Raw genomic sequence first — 15,111 nt, 5'->3', positions numbered from 1 at the left:
TGCTTCCTCAATCTAGTTTTCTACCCGTTAGTTCTACAAAAATATCCTCTAGGTTGGACTCCCGTACCATCACTCCTTGCTTGTGGGGCAAGGACTCCAGGTATGCGTTGGCGTCGCTCATGGTGGGGAAGAATTTGTAGTCTAACTTTTGGTCTTCTTCATTTTGCACTATAACTACGGCTAAGCCATGCTTTTCCCGCAACTCCTGGAGGGTACCTATCTCGATTAACTTGCCCTGGTCTAGTATCCCCACCCGATCGCATAGGGTTTCTGCCTCTTCCATGTAGTGGGTCGTCAATAGAATGGTCATCCCCTGTTGTTTGAGGTCAAGGATGATTTCCCACAGGCGGCGGCGGGTTTGGGGGTCTAGTCCCACTGTCGGTTCGTCTAAAAATAAAACTTTGGGGTTGTGCATGAGGGCACGGGCAATCTGCAACCGCCGTTTCATCCCCCCCGATAGGTTGCGTGTACGGTCATTTCTTCTGTCCTGTAATTCCACATATTCTAAACACCGATCGATGGCTGCTTGGCGTTCCTTGGGGGGCATGTGGTGCAGCCGGCCGTGAAATTCCATGTTTTCCCAGACAGTACGATCGAGGTCGAGGCTGATTTGTTGCAATACTACGCCAATGAACCGCTTGACAACGTGGGCTTGTTTGACAACGTCTGCCCCCCCGATCGTAATTTTTCCTTCGTCAGGGGTAGCCAGGGTGGTGAGCATTTTAATAGTGGTGGATTTACCTGCCCCGTTTGGTCCCAGGAGAGCAAACATTTCCCCTTGGTCAATGGTTAAATCTAGGTGATGGACAACAGGTACTTGGTTGTAGCGTTTGGTAACCCCCTGCAGGTCGATAAAAGCCATAGTAATTCATCTGTAGTTATGCCGATTTTAACCTTTTGTTAAGCAAGTTAAAATAACCCCTGGGGCATCTGTCCCTGTTCCTACTTATGTGAGGTGTCGCATGAATACCACTCTGACTGAGTTTCTAGAACCCATAGCACAACAGTTTAGGCAACTGGGCATACCAGAACCGATCGTGCATTGGGGTCACCCCTTCTTTATGGCGATCGTGATTTTTGTCATGGGTAGTTTCGTTGGTCTGGCTGGTTGGCGCGGTCGTTTACTCACTGATGCAGCTGAAAAGGCGAAAAACTTAGCCGATCACCGCCGGATCGCTCCCTTAATGACTCTGTTTCTCGCTATGGGCTATACAGGTGGTCTACTTTCCTTGGTGATGCAAAAACAACCCCTCCTGGAAAGTCCCCATTTTTGGACTGGTTCGGCTGTATTGGTACTCCTTTTCCTCAATGGTACGATTTCCCTGACAGGCTTTGGTGGTAACCAAGCTGCCCTACGGACTGCCCATGCCTACCTAGGCAGTGCTATTCTCTGCTTGCTCTTCTTCCATGCCTTGCTGGGGCTAAAGCTCGGTCTATCTATCTAACTGCCCCTGGGGGAACTCCCCCAACCCCGATCGGGATGACAGGATTTGAACCTGCGACCCTCTGCTCCCAAAGCAGATGCGCTACCAAGCTGCGCTACATCCCGGGCTAGTCTAGTTTTAGCACACTCACGCTACAATGGCAAAGATATTACTCCCCGCTGTCCTATGGCAAAAATCCTTCTGGTGGAAGACAACGAGATGAATCGAGACATGCTTTCCCGCCGGCTACAAAGGAAAGGCTACGAGGTAGTGATTGCGGGAGATGGGCAGGAGGGGGTGACAATAGCTCGCCAAGTGCAACCAGACTTGATTATCATGGACATGAGCCTACCTGTGATGGATGGCTGGACGGCTACCAGTATCCTCAAACAGGACCCTGGCACGCGCAATATCCCCATTATTGGCTTTTCTGCCCATGCAATGGTGGGGGACAGAGAACGGGGTATAAAGGCAGGCTGTGACGACTATGACACTAAGCCAGTAGAATTTAATCGTCTCCTGGGGAAAATTGAGGCTCTGTTAAGCCGTGCTACCACCTCCTGAACAGTACCGCCTGTTGATCGTTGATGACAACGATATGAATCGGGAGATTCTACAACGCCATCTCCGCCGACAGGGGTACCGCCAAATTACTGCCGTGGAAGGGGGACAACAAGCCCTTGACTTGCTACGGGAGCAAGACTTTGACCTTATCCTCTTGGATGTAATGATGCCCGACCTGAGTGGCTATGATGTGCTAGCTAGACTCAAGGGGCAGGAAAAGTACCGATCGATTCCTGTGATTATGATTTCAGCGGTGGAAGAGACGGACAGTGTAGTGCGCTGTATTGAACTGGGAGCGGAAGATTATCTGCCGAAACCCTTTGATCCCCTCATTTTGAAAGCCCGCGTAGGTGTGTGTCTGGAGCGCAAATTCCTCCACGATCGGCAAAAAGCCTACCTCTGTGAATTGGAGAAAGATGCCCTCACTCACCCCGTCACCCAACTGCCTAGCCGCCGTGCCCTCCGGGGTTATTGGGAAGCTTTTCCCGCCTCATCAGAAATCACCGTTGCTTCCTTAAGTATTGACTATCTGGGACAGTACCGCGACCAACTAGGCAAAGCCGAGGCTATGTCCCTATTGCAACAGGTTGCCCAATTCCTGCGCCAAAACGTAGCACCTCCCTGGCAAGTCTTCCATGACTGGGGGGGAGAATTTATTGTAGTGATGCCTAATACACCCCAAGCCCAAGCTCTCACATGGGCCCAGACTCTCCAGGAAAAACTGATGACGGCGCACCTACCACACCCTTGTTCACCCCTTGCTCCCTATGTCACTATTAGTATGGGCATTGTTACCGTGGCAGGTCTGATTGTCAACCCCAGGCAGCTATTGGAACAAGCCGATCGGGAACTAGACCGCGCCAAGCAAAGTGGCAATTCCATCTTAGCGAAGCTCTTACCTGGAAACAACCTATGACTAACCCTAACCCCAATGCCGCCTATACTGTTCTCGTCGTTGATGACAACGAAATGAATCGGGATACTCTCGCCCGCCGCCTACGCCAGCAAGGATTTGGCATTGAGATGGCAGCCAATGGGGCCCAAGCCCTCGACATGGCCAGGCAGAAGCACTACGACCTCGTTTTACTCGATATTATGATGCCTGAAATGGACGGCTATGAAGTCCTCCAAACCATGAAGTCCGAGGAGGGGCTAAAGCATATCCCCGTGATTATGATCTCCGCTTTGGAGGAAATTGAGAGTGTGATGCGATGTATGGAATTGGGAGCGGAAGATTACCTGACGAAGCCCTTTGACCCTGTGCTACTGAAAGCGGCGATTGCCCGCTGTCTCAAAAAAGCTGCCCCCCGTAGCACTACTACCCTACAAACTTCTCCTAAGACTACTACTTTGCAAACTCCCCCCACTACTCTGCAACCTGCACCTGTAGCAACTGCGCCTGCGGCTCCCCAGGAAACCATGAGCTTAGAGGAAGTAGTAGGACGTATAGTCAATGCTGGTGTCCTCAGCCGTAAAGGGTATATGCACCTCAGCAAAGCTATCTTTAACACCATCTTTACTAACCGCGGCTTGTCCGATCGGGACTGCTACCAAATCAATCGAGTTTTTCAACAAATTGAGGCGGGAAAGATTAAAATCATAGACTAACCTTCGACGAGCAGGAAGTGAGTTGACATGAGAGTTTTAGTAGTAGGTGGTGACGGTTACTGTGGCTGGGCGACAGCGCTTTATTTATCTAACCGGGGCTATGAGGTAGCGATCGTTGACAATTTAATTCGGCGCTATTGGGACATTGAATTGGGGGTGGATACTCTCACACCCATTGCTCCTATTAGGCAACGCCTGCAACGCTGGCAGGAAATTACAGGCAAGGTGATCCCCTTCTACCAGGGAGATATTCAGGATTACAGCTTTGTTAGTCGGGTATTTAAGGAATTTAGCCCCGAAGCAGTTGTACATTTTGGCGAACAACGGTCTGCCCCCTACTCCATGATTGACCGGGAACACGCTGTCATGACCCAGGTAAATAACATTGTTGGTACCCTGAACATCCTCTACGCCATCAAGGAAATTACGCCAGACTGTCACCTAGTCAAATTGGGGACAATGGGGGAGTACGGCACGCCCAATATCGACATCGAAGAGGGATACATCACGATCGAGCACAATGGACGCAGGGATACTCTCCCCTATCCCAAGCAGCCTGGTAGTTTTTACCACCTGAGCAAGGTGCATGACAGCCATAACATCCACTTTGCCTGCCGCATTTGGGGCTTGCGGGCGACGGATTTGAACCAAGGGGTGGTCTATGGTGTCCTCACGGAAGAAACGGGCATGGATGAAATCCTAATCAACCGCCTAGACTACGATGGCGTATTTGGTACAGCCTTGAATCGGTTCTGTATTCAAGCCGCGATTGGGCATCCATTGACAGTCTACGGCAAGGGGGGACAGACCAGGGGCTTCCTGGATATTCGCGACACAGTGCGTTGTGTAGAACTGGCGGTGGCAAATCCCGCCGAGCGGGGTCAGTTTCGGGTATTTAACCAATTCACAGAGCAGTTTAATGTGCTGCAGTTGGCGGAAATGGTAGTAAAAGCAGCTCAAACCCTGGGGATCAAAGCGCAGATCAACCATCTGCCCAACCCCCGCGTGGAACTGGAAGAGCACTACTACAACGCCAAAAACACCAAGCTCATTGACCTGGGCCTACAACCCCACTACCTCTCAGAGGCTCTCCTAGACTCCCTCTTGAACTTTGCCATTAAATACCAGCACCGCGTCGACCAAAAGCAAATCCTACCCAAGGTCACCTGGCGCTAAAAATAGACTGTAGACATCGCGGCAAAATTGCTTAAACCGATCGGCTAGGGGAGCAGCAGGTAGCTGCGTGCCTACATATTCCCAGTCGCCAATGGTAGAAAAACTCCACTGCTTCCCTTGATAGCCAAACCCCACCGCATCAATGCCAATGAGGGTGTCCCCTTGAAATCGTAACTGCACCAGAATACAGCGACTAGAGACTTGGCGATTTACCCCAGGGAAGGAAAAACTAAAATCGATCGAGTCGGGGTCGAGGTTGCGTCTGGTCTCAGGGTCATTTGTCCAGGGGCTTAGGTCTACGCGGGCAGCGGGAAATTGTTGGCGAAAGAGATTGACTACTGTCGCAATCTTGCTCGCTAGTTCAATGGAAGCAACTTTCTCGATAGCGTTCATCTATCTACATAGTCTGAATGTGAGCACCCACTATGATAAAACCTGACCCCTGAAATAAAGTTTAAGCAAATGTTGCATTTGCAAAAGCAGTTATGCTATCGTGGATAGGCGTGGTCAGCAAGCCCCCATCGTCTAGAGGCCTAGGACACATCCCTTTCACGGATGCGACACGGGTTCGAATCCCGTTGGGGGTATGAGGTGGAGGTAATTCATGGCACGTTATCCAGGTATTTCCAGTGAGGCGTTTCGCCACCCCCTCGATCGGCAGGCAGAGCAGGCATTGCGCAGTGTCCCTGGCTTTGACCTATTAGCTAGGAAGTTCATTGAGTATTTTTCCGAACGCCCGCAGTTTATTTTCAACCTGGGTAATTATGTGCAGGTGGGACCAAGGCAGTATGCCACTCTTTACCAAATGTTTCGCGATTGTGTTGCCAGTTTAGATGTCAGTCCTGAGCCGGACCTGTTTGTTGCCCAAAGCCCTGTCGTCAATAGCTATTCCCTCGGCAAGGAGAAACCCTACATTGTGGTTAACTCCGCACTGCTGGATGTCTTGACGGAGGAGGAGATTAAAACAGTCCTCGCCCACGAGCTGGGGCATATCAAGTGTGAACACACTACGCTGATCCTCATGGGCAGCTGGGCAATGCAGATTATCTCCACTATCTCCCAGGCAACCCTTGGTTTAGGGCAGGTGGTGAGCTTGGGACTGTTGTTGGCATTTTATGAGTGGCGGCGCAAAGCGGAGCTATCTGCCGATCGGGCAGCTCTGCTAGTGATGGATGAGCTGGAGACGGTGCAGCGGACGATGATGAAGGTGGCGGGTGGTAGCCAGAGGTTTGCCCATGAACTTAGCTTGATTGAATTTAAGCGCCAGGCGGAACAGTACCAGGGCTTAGATACGGATGGGTTAAACCAAGTCTACAAGTTGCTGTTCTATAATGGACTACTGTCTATGTCGAGTCATCCCTTCCCTGTGGAGCGTCTCAGTTATCTGGCAGAGTGGTCGCGGTCGGTAGAATATGCCCAAATTCTGCGGGGTGACTATAAGACTACGGCGGCGGGAGCGGTGGATGTGTCCAATGGGGCAGCTACTGATGAAGCTAGCAAGGAGACGGCAGCCCAATTGCGCAAACAAATTGAGGAACTGCAAGCAGAAATCGATCGGATCAAGGGACTGCAGTAATGGCTCCGACCAAGTTGACCCCCGCTCAGAAACAGGAGATTTTGCGCTTGTATAGCCAGATGTCCAACGCGGACTTGGCAGAACGGTTTGGCGTGAGTATTAGCACGATCGCGCGGGTGATCAAGGAGGGCAAGGAGGCAGACCTAATTCAAAGTAAACGGGCAGGGCGACAGGCAAAACAGTTATCTATCATGCCGCCAGTGGAGGAAAAGGCAACCACAACAATTGTTGAAGAAATAATAGCCCCTGACCAGGTGGAAGATATTGCCCCGATCGAGCTGACGGAGGAGTTGGTGGGGGATGACTTTGAAGATGATAGTGACCTAGAAGAAGAGGAGGAGTTGGAGGAAGAGGAACCGATCGATGATATTTTCCTCCCCACCACTTTGACTATACTGCCCCTGTCGGAACTAGGAGCGCCAGAAGTCTGTTACTTGGTGGTCGATCGGTCGGCAGAGATTGTCACCCGTCCCCTCAAGGACTTCCGCGAGTTAGGGCAGTTACCCCCAGGGCAGGAACAGCGCCCCACTTTACCTATCTTCCGCAACCATCGCCTAGCGCGGCGGTTTTCCACGCCTCAGCAACGAATTATTAAAATGCCAGGTCACCTGCTACGGGCAGCCCAGGATAAACTAAGGCAGAAGGGGATCACTTACATTCTGCTCAATGGCAGAGTCTACAGCCTATAGTTGGCAGCGTAAGCACTTAATTTCCCTGGCGGACTTTCGCCAGGAGGAGTACGAATTAATTCTACAAACAGCTAATTCCTTCCGCGAAGTGCTGTCCCGCCGCACTAAGAAGGTACCCACCCTGCAGGGGAAAGTGGTTGCTCACCTGTTCTTTGAACCATCTACCCGCACCCGCAACAGCTTTGAATTAGCAGCCAAACGCCTGTCCGCTGATACCCTCAACTTTAGCCCTAGCACCTCGGCTCTGGTAAAAGGGGAGACAATCCTGGACACTGCCCGCACGTTTTTGGCTATGGGAACAGACATCATGGTCATCCGCCATCAACACGCCGGGGTACCTGACCTAATTGCCAGGGACATGGATTACCTCAGTGGCAATGTCCACATCCTCAACGCAGGGGACGGTAAGCACCAACACCCCACCCAGGCTCTCCTCGACCTCTTTACTATGTGTGCCTACCTGCAACCTGATATGCCCCAGGCTAAAGCTCTGGCAGGGAAAAAAGTCGCTATCGTGGGGGATATTTTGCATTCCCGCGTTGCCCGATCGAATATCTGTAGTTTGTTGACTAACGGAGCAGAAGTACACCTAGGCGGACCTGCAACCCTACTGCCTTGGCAATTCCAGGAGTTGGGTGTGACTGTGAACTATACCCTAGACAAAGCCTTAGAGGGAGCGGACTTTGTGATTACCCTGCGACTGCAAACAGAGAGAATGGCACAAAATTTACTGCCCAGTCTGCGGGAATACCACCAGCAATTCGGTATCACCAGGGAGAGGCTAGCAATTTGTAGTCCCCAGGTACGGGTATTACACCCTGGTCCTGTCAATCGTGGTGTAGAAATCAGTTCCGATTTAATGGACGACCCCCGCCTCAGTTTGATTAGCCACCAGGTGACTAACGGGGTAGCAGTGCGTATGGCAGTCCTGTATTTGATGGGCACCTACACCAGCACGACGGAGGATTTCCGGAATTAGGTGTTCCGCCTTGACCGCCATGACGTGGACTCCCTGACAGAGGGTACGGGCTTGTTGAATCTGTTCCGCCGCGATCGTTATGCCCATATCCAGGGGGTCGGCAGCTTGGGCTAAGCGCTTAATAATGTGGTCTGGTATGTGCACACCTGGAACATATTTGTTGATAAACTGGGCGTTTTTGGCAGATTTAAGGAGAAAAATACCCGCTAGGACAGGTTTATCCCCCAGGGAAGCAATTTCCGCCATGAATTTAGCTAAACGATCGAAGTCCGTAACCAACTGGCTCTGGAAGAATTGCGCTCCCGCCTCTAACTTGCGACAAAATCTAGTTTTTAGTCCCGACCAACTAGGGGATTGGGGGTCAACAGCTGCTCCCGCTAGGAAATTCGTCCCCCCTTGGGGTAAGTCCCGATCGTTAGCATCCTTGCCCCCATTCAACTTAGCAATTAAGCGGAGGAGGCGCACAGATTCGTAATCAAACACAGGTTTAGCCTCAGGCTGGTCGCCTGCTGTGACGGGATCGCCTGTTAGAGCCAGAATATTGCGGATGCCGAGGGCACTGGCTCCCAGCAAATCTCCCTGGAGAGCAAGGCGATTGCGATCGCGACAAGCCATTTGACAAATCACTTCCAAGCCCGTCTGTTGCTGGATCAGGACTGCTGCTGCCAGAGGACTCATCGCCATCACTGCCCGACTGCCATCTGTGACATTGACTGCGTGCACTAAACCTTGGAGCGCCTTTGCATGGGACAGCATCGCCGACACATCTGTACCCTTGGGGGGGGAAATCTCCGCTGTGACCAGAAACTCCCCCCGCTGAATGGCATCGGCTAGTACCCCCATCCTATCCTGCACTCCTTAGGCTAGTTCAACTTCTTTTGGGCACGAAACATGCCGAAGCGACAGAGACCAGAGCCAAAGCCCAACCACATCAACAGCATTGTGGGCACTTCCCGCATTGCCTTGATGAACCCAGGTACGCCAAACTTGAGCAGCCCCTCCGGACGCGCTACCCCCTGCCACACGGATTCCCACCAAGAGGGTAGGGTTGCCGCCGTCCAGTCCGCGGTAATTACTTCCCCTGCGACCATCCCTGTTGCTTGCAATGCTTCTGCGAATCCTTCAATACTAGCAAAAGCTGGGTGCGACCACTGATCTAGTAGTTGACGCATGACCACTTGCTCCCACCAGTGCAGGGGAACTTGCCGGTCGTCCCTTTGATTCCAGTCCGCTACTACCAGTACCCCCCCTGGTTTTAACACCCGCATCAATTCCCGTGCAAATTGTTGTTTGTCTGGCATGTGGGGGCCCGCTTCAATACACCACACCACATCAAAGGTGTTATCAGGAAAAGACATAGCCATGGCATCATCCACCACAAATTGCACAGATAAGTCAGGGGGAGTCAGTTCCTTGGCCCGCGCAATCTGCTTGGGACTGATACTAATGCCCGTTACCTCATAGCCGTAATCCCGTGCCAGAATGCGACTACTGCCCCCAATACCACAACCCACATCTAGGAGCTTACCCCCCCTAGGCAAATTTCCCCATTTGACCATCTCGTGGACAAAGTCTACCTTGGCTTGGATGAAATCCTTGGCAACAGGGGGATCGCCATAGTGCCCCAAATGAATGTGCTCACCCCAGTAAAACTCTAATATCCCGTCCTCTGTCCATTCGTCGTAGGAGTTTGCCACCGATTCCTTGGATTTGTAGGGGCGCGCCGACGCCAAATAAACCCCAATGGCTCCCAAACCCAAACCTAACGTACCTACTGTCCAATCCATAACTTTACATAATGTTACATTGTTGTCTATTATACTTACCCCTATTTGCCCTCTAGTTTACGCCAGTAGAGCCAGCCTACGGGTAGGAGGAAGGTAAGGTAACCGATCGCCTGCCCCAGGTAGAGTTTATCCCGATAGCCCAGGAGAGTCTTGAGGAGGAGACCGGGAAATTGCCGATCGGGCAAGATAGCAGATAGATCCCACACTTGCTCCCCTAACAGACAGGAGGATTTACCAGCGCACCAGGACCGTACTGCAGGGGCAAGCTGACTCCAAGACTCCATTCCTAACTCCACCTTGCGCAAAGCAGTAATGACTAAGCCACCGACAATCAGGAGTAAGACCACACCCATGAGCCGGAAGAAAAGTTTGAGATTGAGTTTGACTCCCCCCTGGAAAATTAGCCAGCCCAGCAGTCCAGCCCCCACCACCCCGGCTATTGCTCCCACTAGAGTTACCCCATCCCGCTGTGCCTGTGCCCCGATAAACAGAGCTGTTTCCACCCCCTCTCGCAGGACATCAACAAAAACCAGGCTAAAAATACCTGTCCCTGTTGCCACTGCTACCCCTACTGATGTTTCAATTTCTGTTTTCAGACCCTTGGCAGTTTGTGTCATCCACAACAACATCCAGGTCAACAAACCGATCGCTATCACTGCCACCCCCGCTTCTAAAAAATATTTGGCTACCACCCCATATTCCCACCGGGAAAGACCGACCCGATCGAGGCTATAGGTAATTAAAAATCCCAGGAAAATGCTGACAGCAATGCCAGTACCGATGCCAAAATAGACCGATGGGAAGAGCCGTTTTGCCCCCAATTTTGCCAAATAAGCCAGGACAATACCAATCACCAAAGTAGCTTCTAAACCTTCCCTGAGGGTGATGAGGAAAACAGGTAGTGCAGGCGCAAAATCCATACCTGGGAGTAGTACTGGAGCACATACAATTATAGGAAAAATTCCCGACAACACCCATGGATTTGCTAGAAATCATCAGACAGGACTATGCTCGGTTTCCCCAGGCACAAACCTACAGCATCTATGCCGAAGATGTCCATTTCCGTGACCCCGTTTACGACTTCCACGGCATCGATCGTTACCAGGACATGATTAAATTCATCACCACCTGGTTTCGGGACCTAAAGTTGGAATTGCATAGCATCGATCGGGTAGGGGACACGATCAAAACTACCTGGACTATGAGTTGGCGTGCTCCCTTGCCCTGGCGACCTCCCATAAGTGTTTCCGGCTGGACAGAACTAAAACTCAATGGCGAAGAAAAAATCTGCGCCCACTACGACTACTGGCACTGCAGCAAATGGGATGTAATTCGACAACATTTTCGCCTCGCCTAAATCCTAAGAACTGCCTATAATTAAAAATCTGCAGATACTCATACCTCTATGTCTAAACGCGATGTGCAAGTCATGCTGACCAAAGATGTGAGCAAGGTCGGCAAAGTCGGTGACCTAGTTAGAGTCGCCCCCGGTTATGCCCGCAACTATCTACTCCCCCAAGGCTTAGCTATTCTGGCTACCCCCGGCGTGATCAAAGAAGTAGAACGGCGCAAGGAAAAGGAAAGACAACGGCAACTGGAACTCCGCCAAGCCGCAGAACGGATGAGAGATGCCATCACCACGATCGGGGGCTACATCATCAAGAAAAAAGCTGGGGAGAACAATACCCTCTTTGGCACCGTGACAGCCGCAGAAGTGGCAGAACTCATTCAAGCCCGCACCAACCAGAGTGTCGATCGGCGGGAAATCACTATGCCAGAAATCAAGACAGTCGGTACCTATGACGTGACCATCAAACTCCACAGTGAAGTTAGCGCCACTATCAAACTGCAAGTCCTACCCGAATAAATTGCCCCTTGACGAATGGGTTAGGGTAGAGTAGGCTGGAATAGAAACCTTAGAGGTTAGCCGTTTAGGAAGAAGGAGGTGATGCCCGTGCCAGACAGTAGTAAATGTGGTAAACGCATGGGGCATCAGGTCACTGTAGTTACTCCTAGGAGTTAAACTACTGCCTGGATGTCCTCTAATCGCCAAGCCCCCGCGGGGGGCTATTTTAATGTGCGAACAAGGTGAGCTATTGCCTTACAATTATTTACAACACGATATGAATTCTCCCACCCTAGGATGATAGCTATCAATTACCAGTGCCCCGCCTACAAAGATGCTTACAGTCGCATCAATGCCATTGTCATCGAAGGGGAACAGGAGGCACATGACAACTATCTGGCTCTGACGCAACTGCTACCCACTCACGCGGAAGACCTACACAAACTTGCCAAGATGGAAGAGCGGCATAAGAAGGGATTTACTGCCTGTGGCAAAAACTTAGAAGTTATCCCTGATATGGACTATGCCCGCCGATTTTTCGCAGAACTGAAGCAAAACTTTGACGCAGCACTACAGCACGGTAACTTAGTCCCTTGCTTAGTCATTCAGTCTCTGATTATCGAATGTTTTGCTATTGCCGCCTACAACATTTACATTCCTGTGGCAGACCCCTTTGCCCGCAAGATAACAGAGGGTGTAGTCAAGGATGAGTACTTACACCTCAATTTTGGCGAGGAGTGGCTCCGAGCTAACTTTGCCGCCGTGAAAGCAGACATAGAAACGGCTAACCGCCAGAACCTGCCCCTGGTGTGGAAAATGCTCAATCAAGTTACAGAGGATGCCCGCACCCTGGGCATGGAACGGGAGGAATTAATGGCAGATTTCATGACCCAGTACAGTGAAACCCTTGGTAACATTGGTTTCTCCACCAGAGAAATTATGAAGATGGCAGCCTACGGTCTAGCATAGGTTTATGTTTGGCTTAATTGGTCATCTCACTAGTCTCGCCCATGCCCAGGAGGTAGCGCGGGAATTGGGTTACGACGAGTATGCCCAACAGGACTTGGACTTTTGGTGTGTTGCTCCGCCCCAGATTGTGGCAGACATAACGGTGAAAAGCATTACGGGGAAAACGATCGTGGGCAAGTATGTGGAATCCTGCTTTCTCCCGGAAATGCTCCTGCTCAAGAAGTTCAAAGCTGCCACCCGCAAAGTCCTCAATGCTATGGCCCACGCTCAAAAGCAGGGCATTAACATCACTGCCTTGGGGGGATTCTCTTCCATTATTTTTGAAAACTTTAACCTCATGGAAATGCTCCATTTCCGCAATATCAAACTGGAGGTGGAACGCTTTACCACAGGCAATACCCACACTGCTTACATTATCTGTCGCCAGGTAGAAGAAGGAGCACAGAAATACGGTATCGACCTCGCCAAGGCAACAGTAACAGTGTGTGGGGCAACGGGAGATATTGGCAGTGCTGTCTGTCGGTGGCTAAATGCTCGTACCCCCGTTCGGGAGTTAATCTTGGTTGCCCGCAATCAGGAACGCTTGCAGTCTCTCCAAGAGAGTTTGGGTAGGGGCAAGATCATGACGATCGAGGAAGCACTGCCCCAGTCTGACATTGTTGTATGGGTGGCAAGTATGGCCAAGGGGATGGAAATTAGTCCTGACATACTCAAAAGACCGTCCCTTCTCATTGACGGGGGGTATCCCAAAAACCTAGCCAACAAGATTCAGGTACCTGATGTACAAGTCATTAACGGCGGTATGGTAGAGCATGACCTAAACATGGATTGGCAGATCATGAAATGGGTCAACCGCTACCACTCCCCCCGCCATCTGTTTGCTTGCTTTGCCGAATCTATGCTGCTTGAGTTTGAGGGCTGGTACACCAATTTTTCCTGGGGACGCAACCAAATCACGCTCGCCAAAATGGAGCAAATTGGCGCACTCTCCCGCAAGCACGGCTTTAGACCGATTGTTTAGAAAATCGATCGTTGTCCTTCCGGGCTAATCCCCACAATGCGTAACTCACAGTCCAGAACTTGGAAGCCGTATTTTTCTGCCACCTTTTGGCTAATACTGAGCACCTGGTCATTTTTGAACTCTATCACCTTGTTGGTCTTGACACAGATGAGGTGATGGTGGTGGTGGGGACGGGGTTGATTTAGCTCATAGTGCTTGTGGTCCTCCGCCAGTTCCAGCTCCCGCAGAATGCCCATACGCGCCATCATCTTCACCGTACGGTAGATGGTAGAAAGGCTAATGTTTTCATTTTGAGCCTGCAATCTGTGATACAAGTCCTCTGCACTGAGGTGTTCGCCCTCTGGCAACTCCTGGAACGCCTTGAGAATCTTTTCCCGTTGGGGAGTCATACGACAACCCTTGGAATTCAATTCCGCCTTTAGTGCTTCCGCTGTGTAAATCGACTGAGCCATGGCATTATCAATAAGCTACCTTTCTTGATATTAACCTATCTGGCAACCGCTCAGTTAATAGCTAATTTTTGTATCTGGGGTTGATCAACACGGCAGATGAGCCACTCCTGCAGGATTGCCGCCCCTAGCTTCTGATAATAATTTACTACTTTCGGCTGACTGATGTCGACATATAGCTCTAAACGAGCACCCTTCATTGCCAATGTCCGCTGGGCTAAAGTGCTCAGAAGAGACTTACCAATGCCATAGCCACGGTATTCTGGCAGGACAAATAGTTCTTCCAAAAACACCCCCGGTGCCGTTACGAATGTGGAATACGTACGGGAGTAAAGAGCCATCCCGATCGGTCTCCCCGCATTCTCTGCAATCAACGCCTTGACATAGGGAATGAAGCCAAACAGGTGTTCCTCCAATTTATCGATCGAGCCTGTCACCCCACCTCTTGCCTCAAATAATTCCCAGAGCGCATGCAAGTCCTCCGGGAGAGCTTCCCGAATCACTAAGGGGGGCAAACTTTGACCAGCTAAGTACTTTAACGCATCGCCACTGATACGAGCAATCCGATCGTGCTCCAGGATTTGCACCACCTGCAGGTTCTGATAGAAATTGCGGGCAAGGGTATTCCAGTCCAGCACCAGCCATTCCATGCGGGAGCAACTACGCCCCAGGGCTAATTGGGCTAAGTAAGACATCAAAGCTCGCCCCACTCCCCGCCGACGATAGATAGGTTCAACAAATATGTCTTCCACAAAAAAGATGGGACGAGTTTTCAGGGGTTCATAGCGACAATAGAAAGTACTAATACCAGCAGGATAGTTCTCCTCCTCTGCTACTACTGCTTCTATAAATGCATCTTCCTGAAACAGGTGCTCCGTTAGAGCCTCCAAAGTACCCGTACATTCTGGGAGTAGCTTTTCATACTCAGCTAGAGCACCGATCAGGCGAAATACAGCCTCTACATCCCCCTGGAGGATGCGACGAGTAATAATGGGGGGCTTTTCCTGCTCTTGGTTCATAAAG

Annotated in this window: 18 protein-coding genes, 2 tRNA genes and 1 pseudogene; 13 read left to right on the top strand and 8 right to left on the bottom strand. The window is 50.9% G+C overall.

What is annotated here, in order from left to right:
- Positions 1–7 precede the first annotated feature (7 nt).
- On the bottom strand, positions 8–862 hold the full coding sequence (locus tag NZM01_09640) for an ABC transporter ATP-binding protein (protein ID MCS6960294.1): 855 nt from the start codon (positions 860–862) through the stop codon (positions 8–10).
- 100 nt (positions 863–962) lie between these two features.
- On the opposite strand from NZM01_09640, the gene NZM01_09635 reads away from it, so the two are divergent.
- Positions 963–1,445 carry a DUF4079 domain-containing protein gene (locus NZM01_09635; GenBank protein MCS6960293.1) on the top strand — a complete coding sequence of 161 codons (483 nt, stop codon included), beginning with the start codon at positions 963–965 and terminating at the stop codon, positions 1,443–1,445.
- A gap of 30 nt (positions 1,446–1,475) precedes the next feature.
- On the opposite strand, the gene NZM01_09630 is transcribed toward NZM01_09635, so the two are convergent.
- A tRNA-Pro gene (locus NZM01_09630) sits at positions 1,476–1,549 on the bottom strand.
- Between the two features lie 61 nt (positions 1,550–1,610).
- Between NZM01_09630 and NZM01_09625 the strand changes: the two genes are divergently transcribed.
- Genes NZM01_09625 through NZM01_09610 form a run of 4 tightly spaced genes read left to right on the top strand, consistent with a single transcriptional unit; the run spans position 1,611 to position 4,772 of the window.
- Positions 1,611–1,988: a response regulator gene (locus NZM01_09625; GenBank protein ID MCS6960292.1), complete on the top strand. Its 378-nt coding sequence runs from the start codon at positions 1,611–1,613 to the stop codon at positions 1,986–1,988.
- Positions 1,972–2,904 (top strand): response regulator, encoded by a 933-nt coding sequence (locus NZM01_09620; protein MCS6960291.1) that lies wholly within the window; start codon positions 1,972–1,974, stop codon positions 2,902–2,904. Before NZM01_09625 ends, NZM01_09620 begins: the two co-directional genes overlap by 17 nt.
- Complete coding sequence (locus tag NZM01_09615) at positions 2,901–3,596, top strand: response regulator (protein ID MCS6960290.1); 696 nt, start codon at positions 2,901–2,903, stop codon at positions 3,594–3,596. Before NZM01_09620 ends, NZM01_09615 begins: the two co-directional genes overlap by 4 nt.
- A gap of 27 nt (positions 3,597–3,623) precedes the next feature.
- Positions 3,624–4,772, top strand: coding sequence for a UDP-sulfoquinovose synthase (locus tag NZM01_09610; protein MCS6960289.1), 1,149 nt, complete (start codon positions 3,624–3,626; stop codon positions 4,770–4,772).
- Here NZM01_09610 and NZM01_09605 read toward each other — a convergent pair.
- Entirely contained in the window at positions 4,749–5,165 is a 417-nt protein-coding gene (locus NZM01_09605; GenBank protein MCS6960288.1) for a hypothetical protein, read from the bottom strand. The genes NZM01_09610 and NZM01_09605 overlap by 24 nt on opposite strands.
- Before the next feature lie 121 nt (positions 5,166–5,286).
- On the opposite strand from NZM01_09605, the gene NZM01_09600 reads away from it, so the two are divergent.
- The 4 genes and pseudogenes from NZM01_09600 to NZM01_09585 all read left to right on the top strand — a co-directional run bounded on the left by NZM01_09600 (position 5,287) and on the right by NZM01_09585 (position 7,983).
- Positions 5,287–5,359: transfer RNA gene (locus NZM01_09600), tRNA-Glu, on the top strand.
- A 17-nt stretch (positions 5,360–5,376) separates the two neighbouring features.
- Entirely contained in the window at positions 5,377–6,348 is a 972-nt protein-coding gene (locus tag NZM01_09595; protein ID MCS6960287.1) for a M48 family metallopeptidase, read from the top strand.
- The gene (locus NZM01_09590) at positions 6,348–7,037 is read left to right on the top strand and encodes a helix-turn-helix domain-containing protein (GenBank protein MCS6960286.1); all 690 of its coding nucleotides are present in this window, start codon (positions 6,348–6,350) and stop codon (positions 7,035–7,037) included. Before NZM01_09595 ends, NZM01_09590 begins: the two co-directional genes overlap by 1 nt.
- Positions 7,015–7,983 (top strand): annotated as a pseudogene (locus NZM01_09585) (aspartate carbamoyltransferase catalytic subunit). The gene NZM01_09590 and the pseudogene NZM01_09585 overlap by 23 nt, the downstream one beginning before the upstream one ends.
- On the opposite strand, the gene NZM01_09580 reads toward NZM01_09585, so the two are convergent.
- The 3 genes from NZM01_09580 to NZM01_09570 are packed head-to-tail and all read right to left on the bottom strand — an operon-like array spanning position 7,894 to position 10,723.
- Positions 7,894–8,859 carry a methylenetetrahydrofolate reductase gene (locus tag NZM01_09580; GenBank protein ID MCS6960285.1) on the bottom strand — a complete coding sequence of 322 codons (966 nt, stop codon included), beginning with the start codon at positions 8,857–8,859 and terminating at the stop codon, positions 7,894–7,896. The pseudogene NZM01_09585 and the gene NZM01_09580 sit on opposite strands and share 90 nt — an antisense overlap.
- A gap of 20 nt (positions 8,860–8,879) precedes the next feature.
- The gene (locus tag NZM01_09575) at positions 8,880–9,803 is read right to left on the bottom strand and encodes a methyltransferase domain-containing protein (GenBank protein MCS6960284.1); all 924 of its coding nucleotides are present in this window, start codon (positions 9,801–9,803) and stop codon (positions 8,880–8,882) included.
- A 41-nt stretch (positions 9,804–9,844) separates the two neighbouring features.
- Positions 9,845–10,723, bottom strand: coding sequence for an FTR1 family iron permease (locus tag NZM01_09570; GenBank protein ID MCS6960283.1), 879 nt, complete (start codon positions 10,721–10,723; stop codon positions 9,845–9,847).
- A 56-nt stretch (positions 10,724–10,779) separates the two neighbouring features.
- Here NZM01_09570 and NZM01_09565 point away from each other — a divergent pair, with 56 nt between their 5' ends.
- The 4 genes from NZM01_09565 (at position 10,780) to NZM01_09550 (ending at position 13,639) form a co-directional block, all read left to right on the top strand.
- A complete protein-coding gene (locus NZM01_09565) occupies positions 10,780–11,160 on the top strand; it encodes a DUF2358 domain-containing protein (protein ID MCS6960282.1) in 381 nt (126 codons plus the stop codon).
- A 48-nt stretch (positions 11,161–11,208) separates the two neighbouring features.
- Positions 11,209–11,670, top strand: coding sequence for a 50S ribosomal protein L9 (gene rplI, locus NZM01_09560; protein ID MCS6960281.1), 462 nt, complete (start codon positions 11,209–11,211; stop codon positions 11,668–11,670).
- A gap of 276 nt (positions 11,671–11,946) precedes the next feature.
- Complete coding sequence (locus tag NZM01_09555) at positions 11,947–12,618, top strand: aldehyde oxygenase (deformylating) (protein MCS6960280.1); 672 nt, start codon at positions 11,947–11,949, stop codon at positions 12,616–12,618.
- Between the two features lie 4 nt (positions 12,619–12,622).
- Positions 12,623–13,639 (top strand): long-chain acyl-[acyl-carrier-protein] reductase, encoded by a 1,017-nt coding sequence (locus tag NZM01_09550; protein ID MCS6960279.1) that lies wholly within the window; start codon positions 12,623–12,625, stop codon positions 13,637–13,639.
- Here the strand turns inward: NZM01_09550 and NZM01_09545 are convergent.
- Positions 13,636–14,091: a transcriptional repressor gene (locus NZM01_09545; protein MCS6960278.1), complete on the bottom strand. Its 456-nt coding sequence runs from the start codon at positions 14,089–14,091 to the stop codon at positions 13,636–13,638. The genes NZM01_09550 and NZM01_09545 overlap by 4 nt on opposite strands.
- A gap of 50 nt (positions 14,092–14,141) precedes the next feature.
- The gene (locus NZM01_09540) at positions 14,142–15,107 is read right to left on the bottom strand and encodes a GNAT family N-acetyltransferase (GenBank protein MCS6960277.1); all 966 of its coding nucleotides are present in this window, start codon (positions 15,105–15,107) and stop codon (positions 14,142–14,144) included.
- Between the last annotated feature and the right edge of the window lie 4 nt (positions 15,108–15,111).

Source organism: Pseudanabaenaceae cyanobacterium SKYG29 (assembly GCA_025055675.1).
GTDB lineage: Bacteria > Cyanobacteriota > Cyanobacteriia > Pseudanabaenales > Pseudanabaenaceae > M5B4.
The sequence above is the reverse complement of the archived record's forward strand: the minus strand, read 5'-3'. Positions and strand labels throughout refer to the sequence as shown.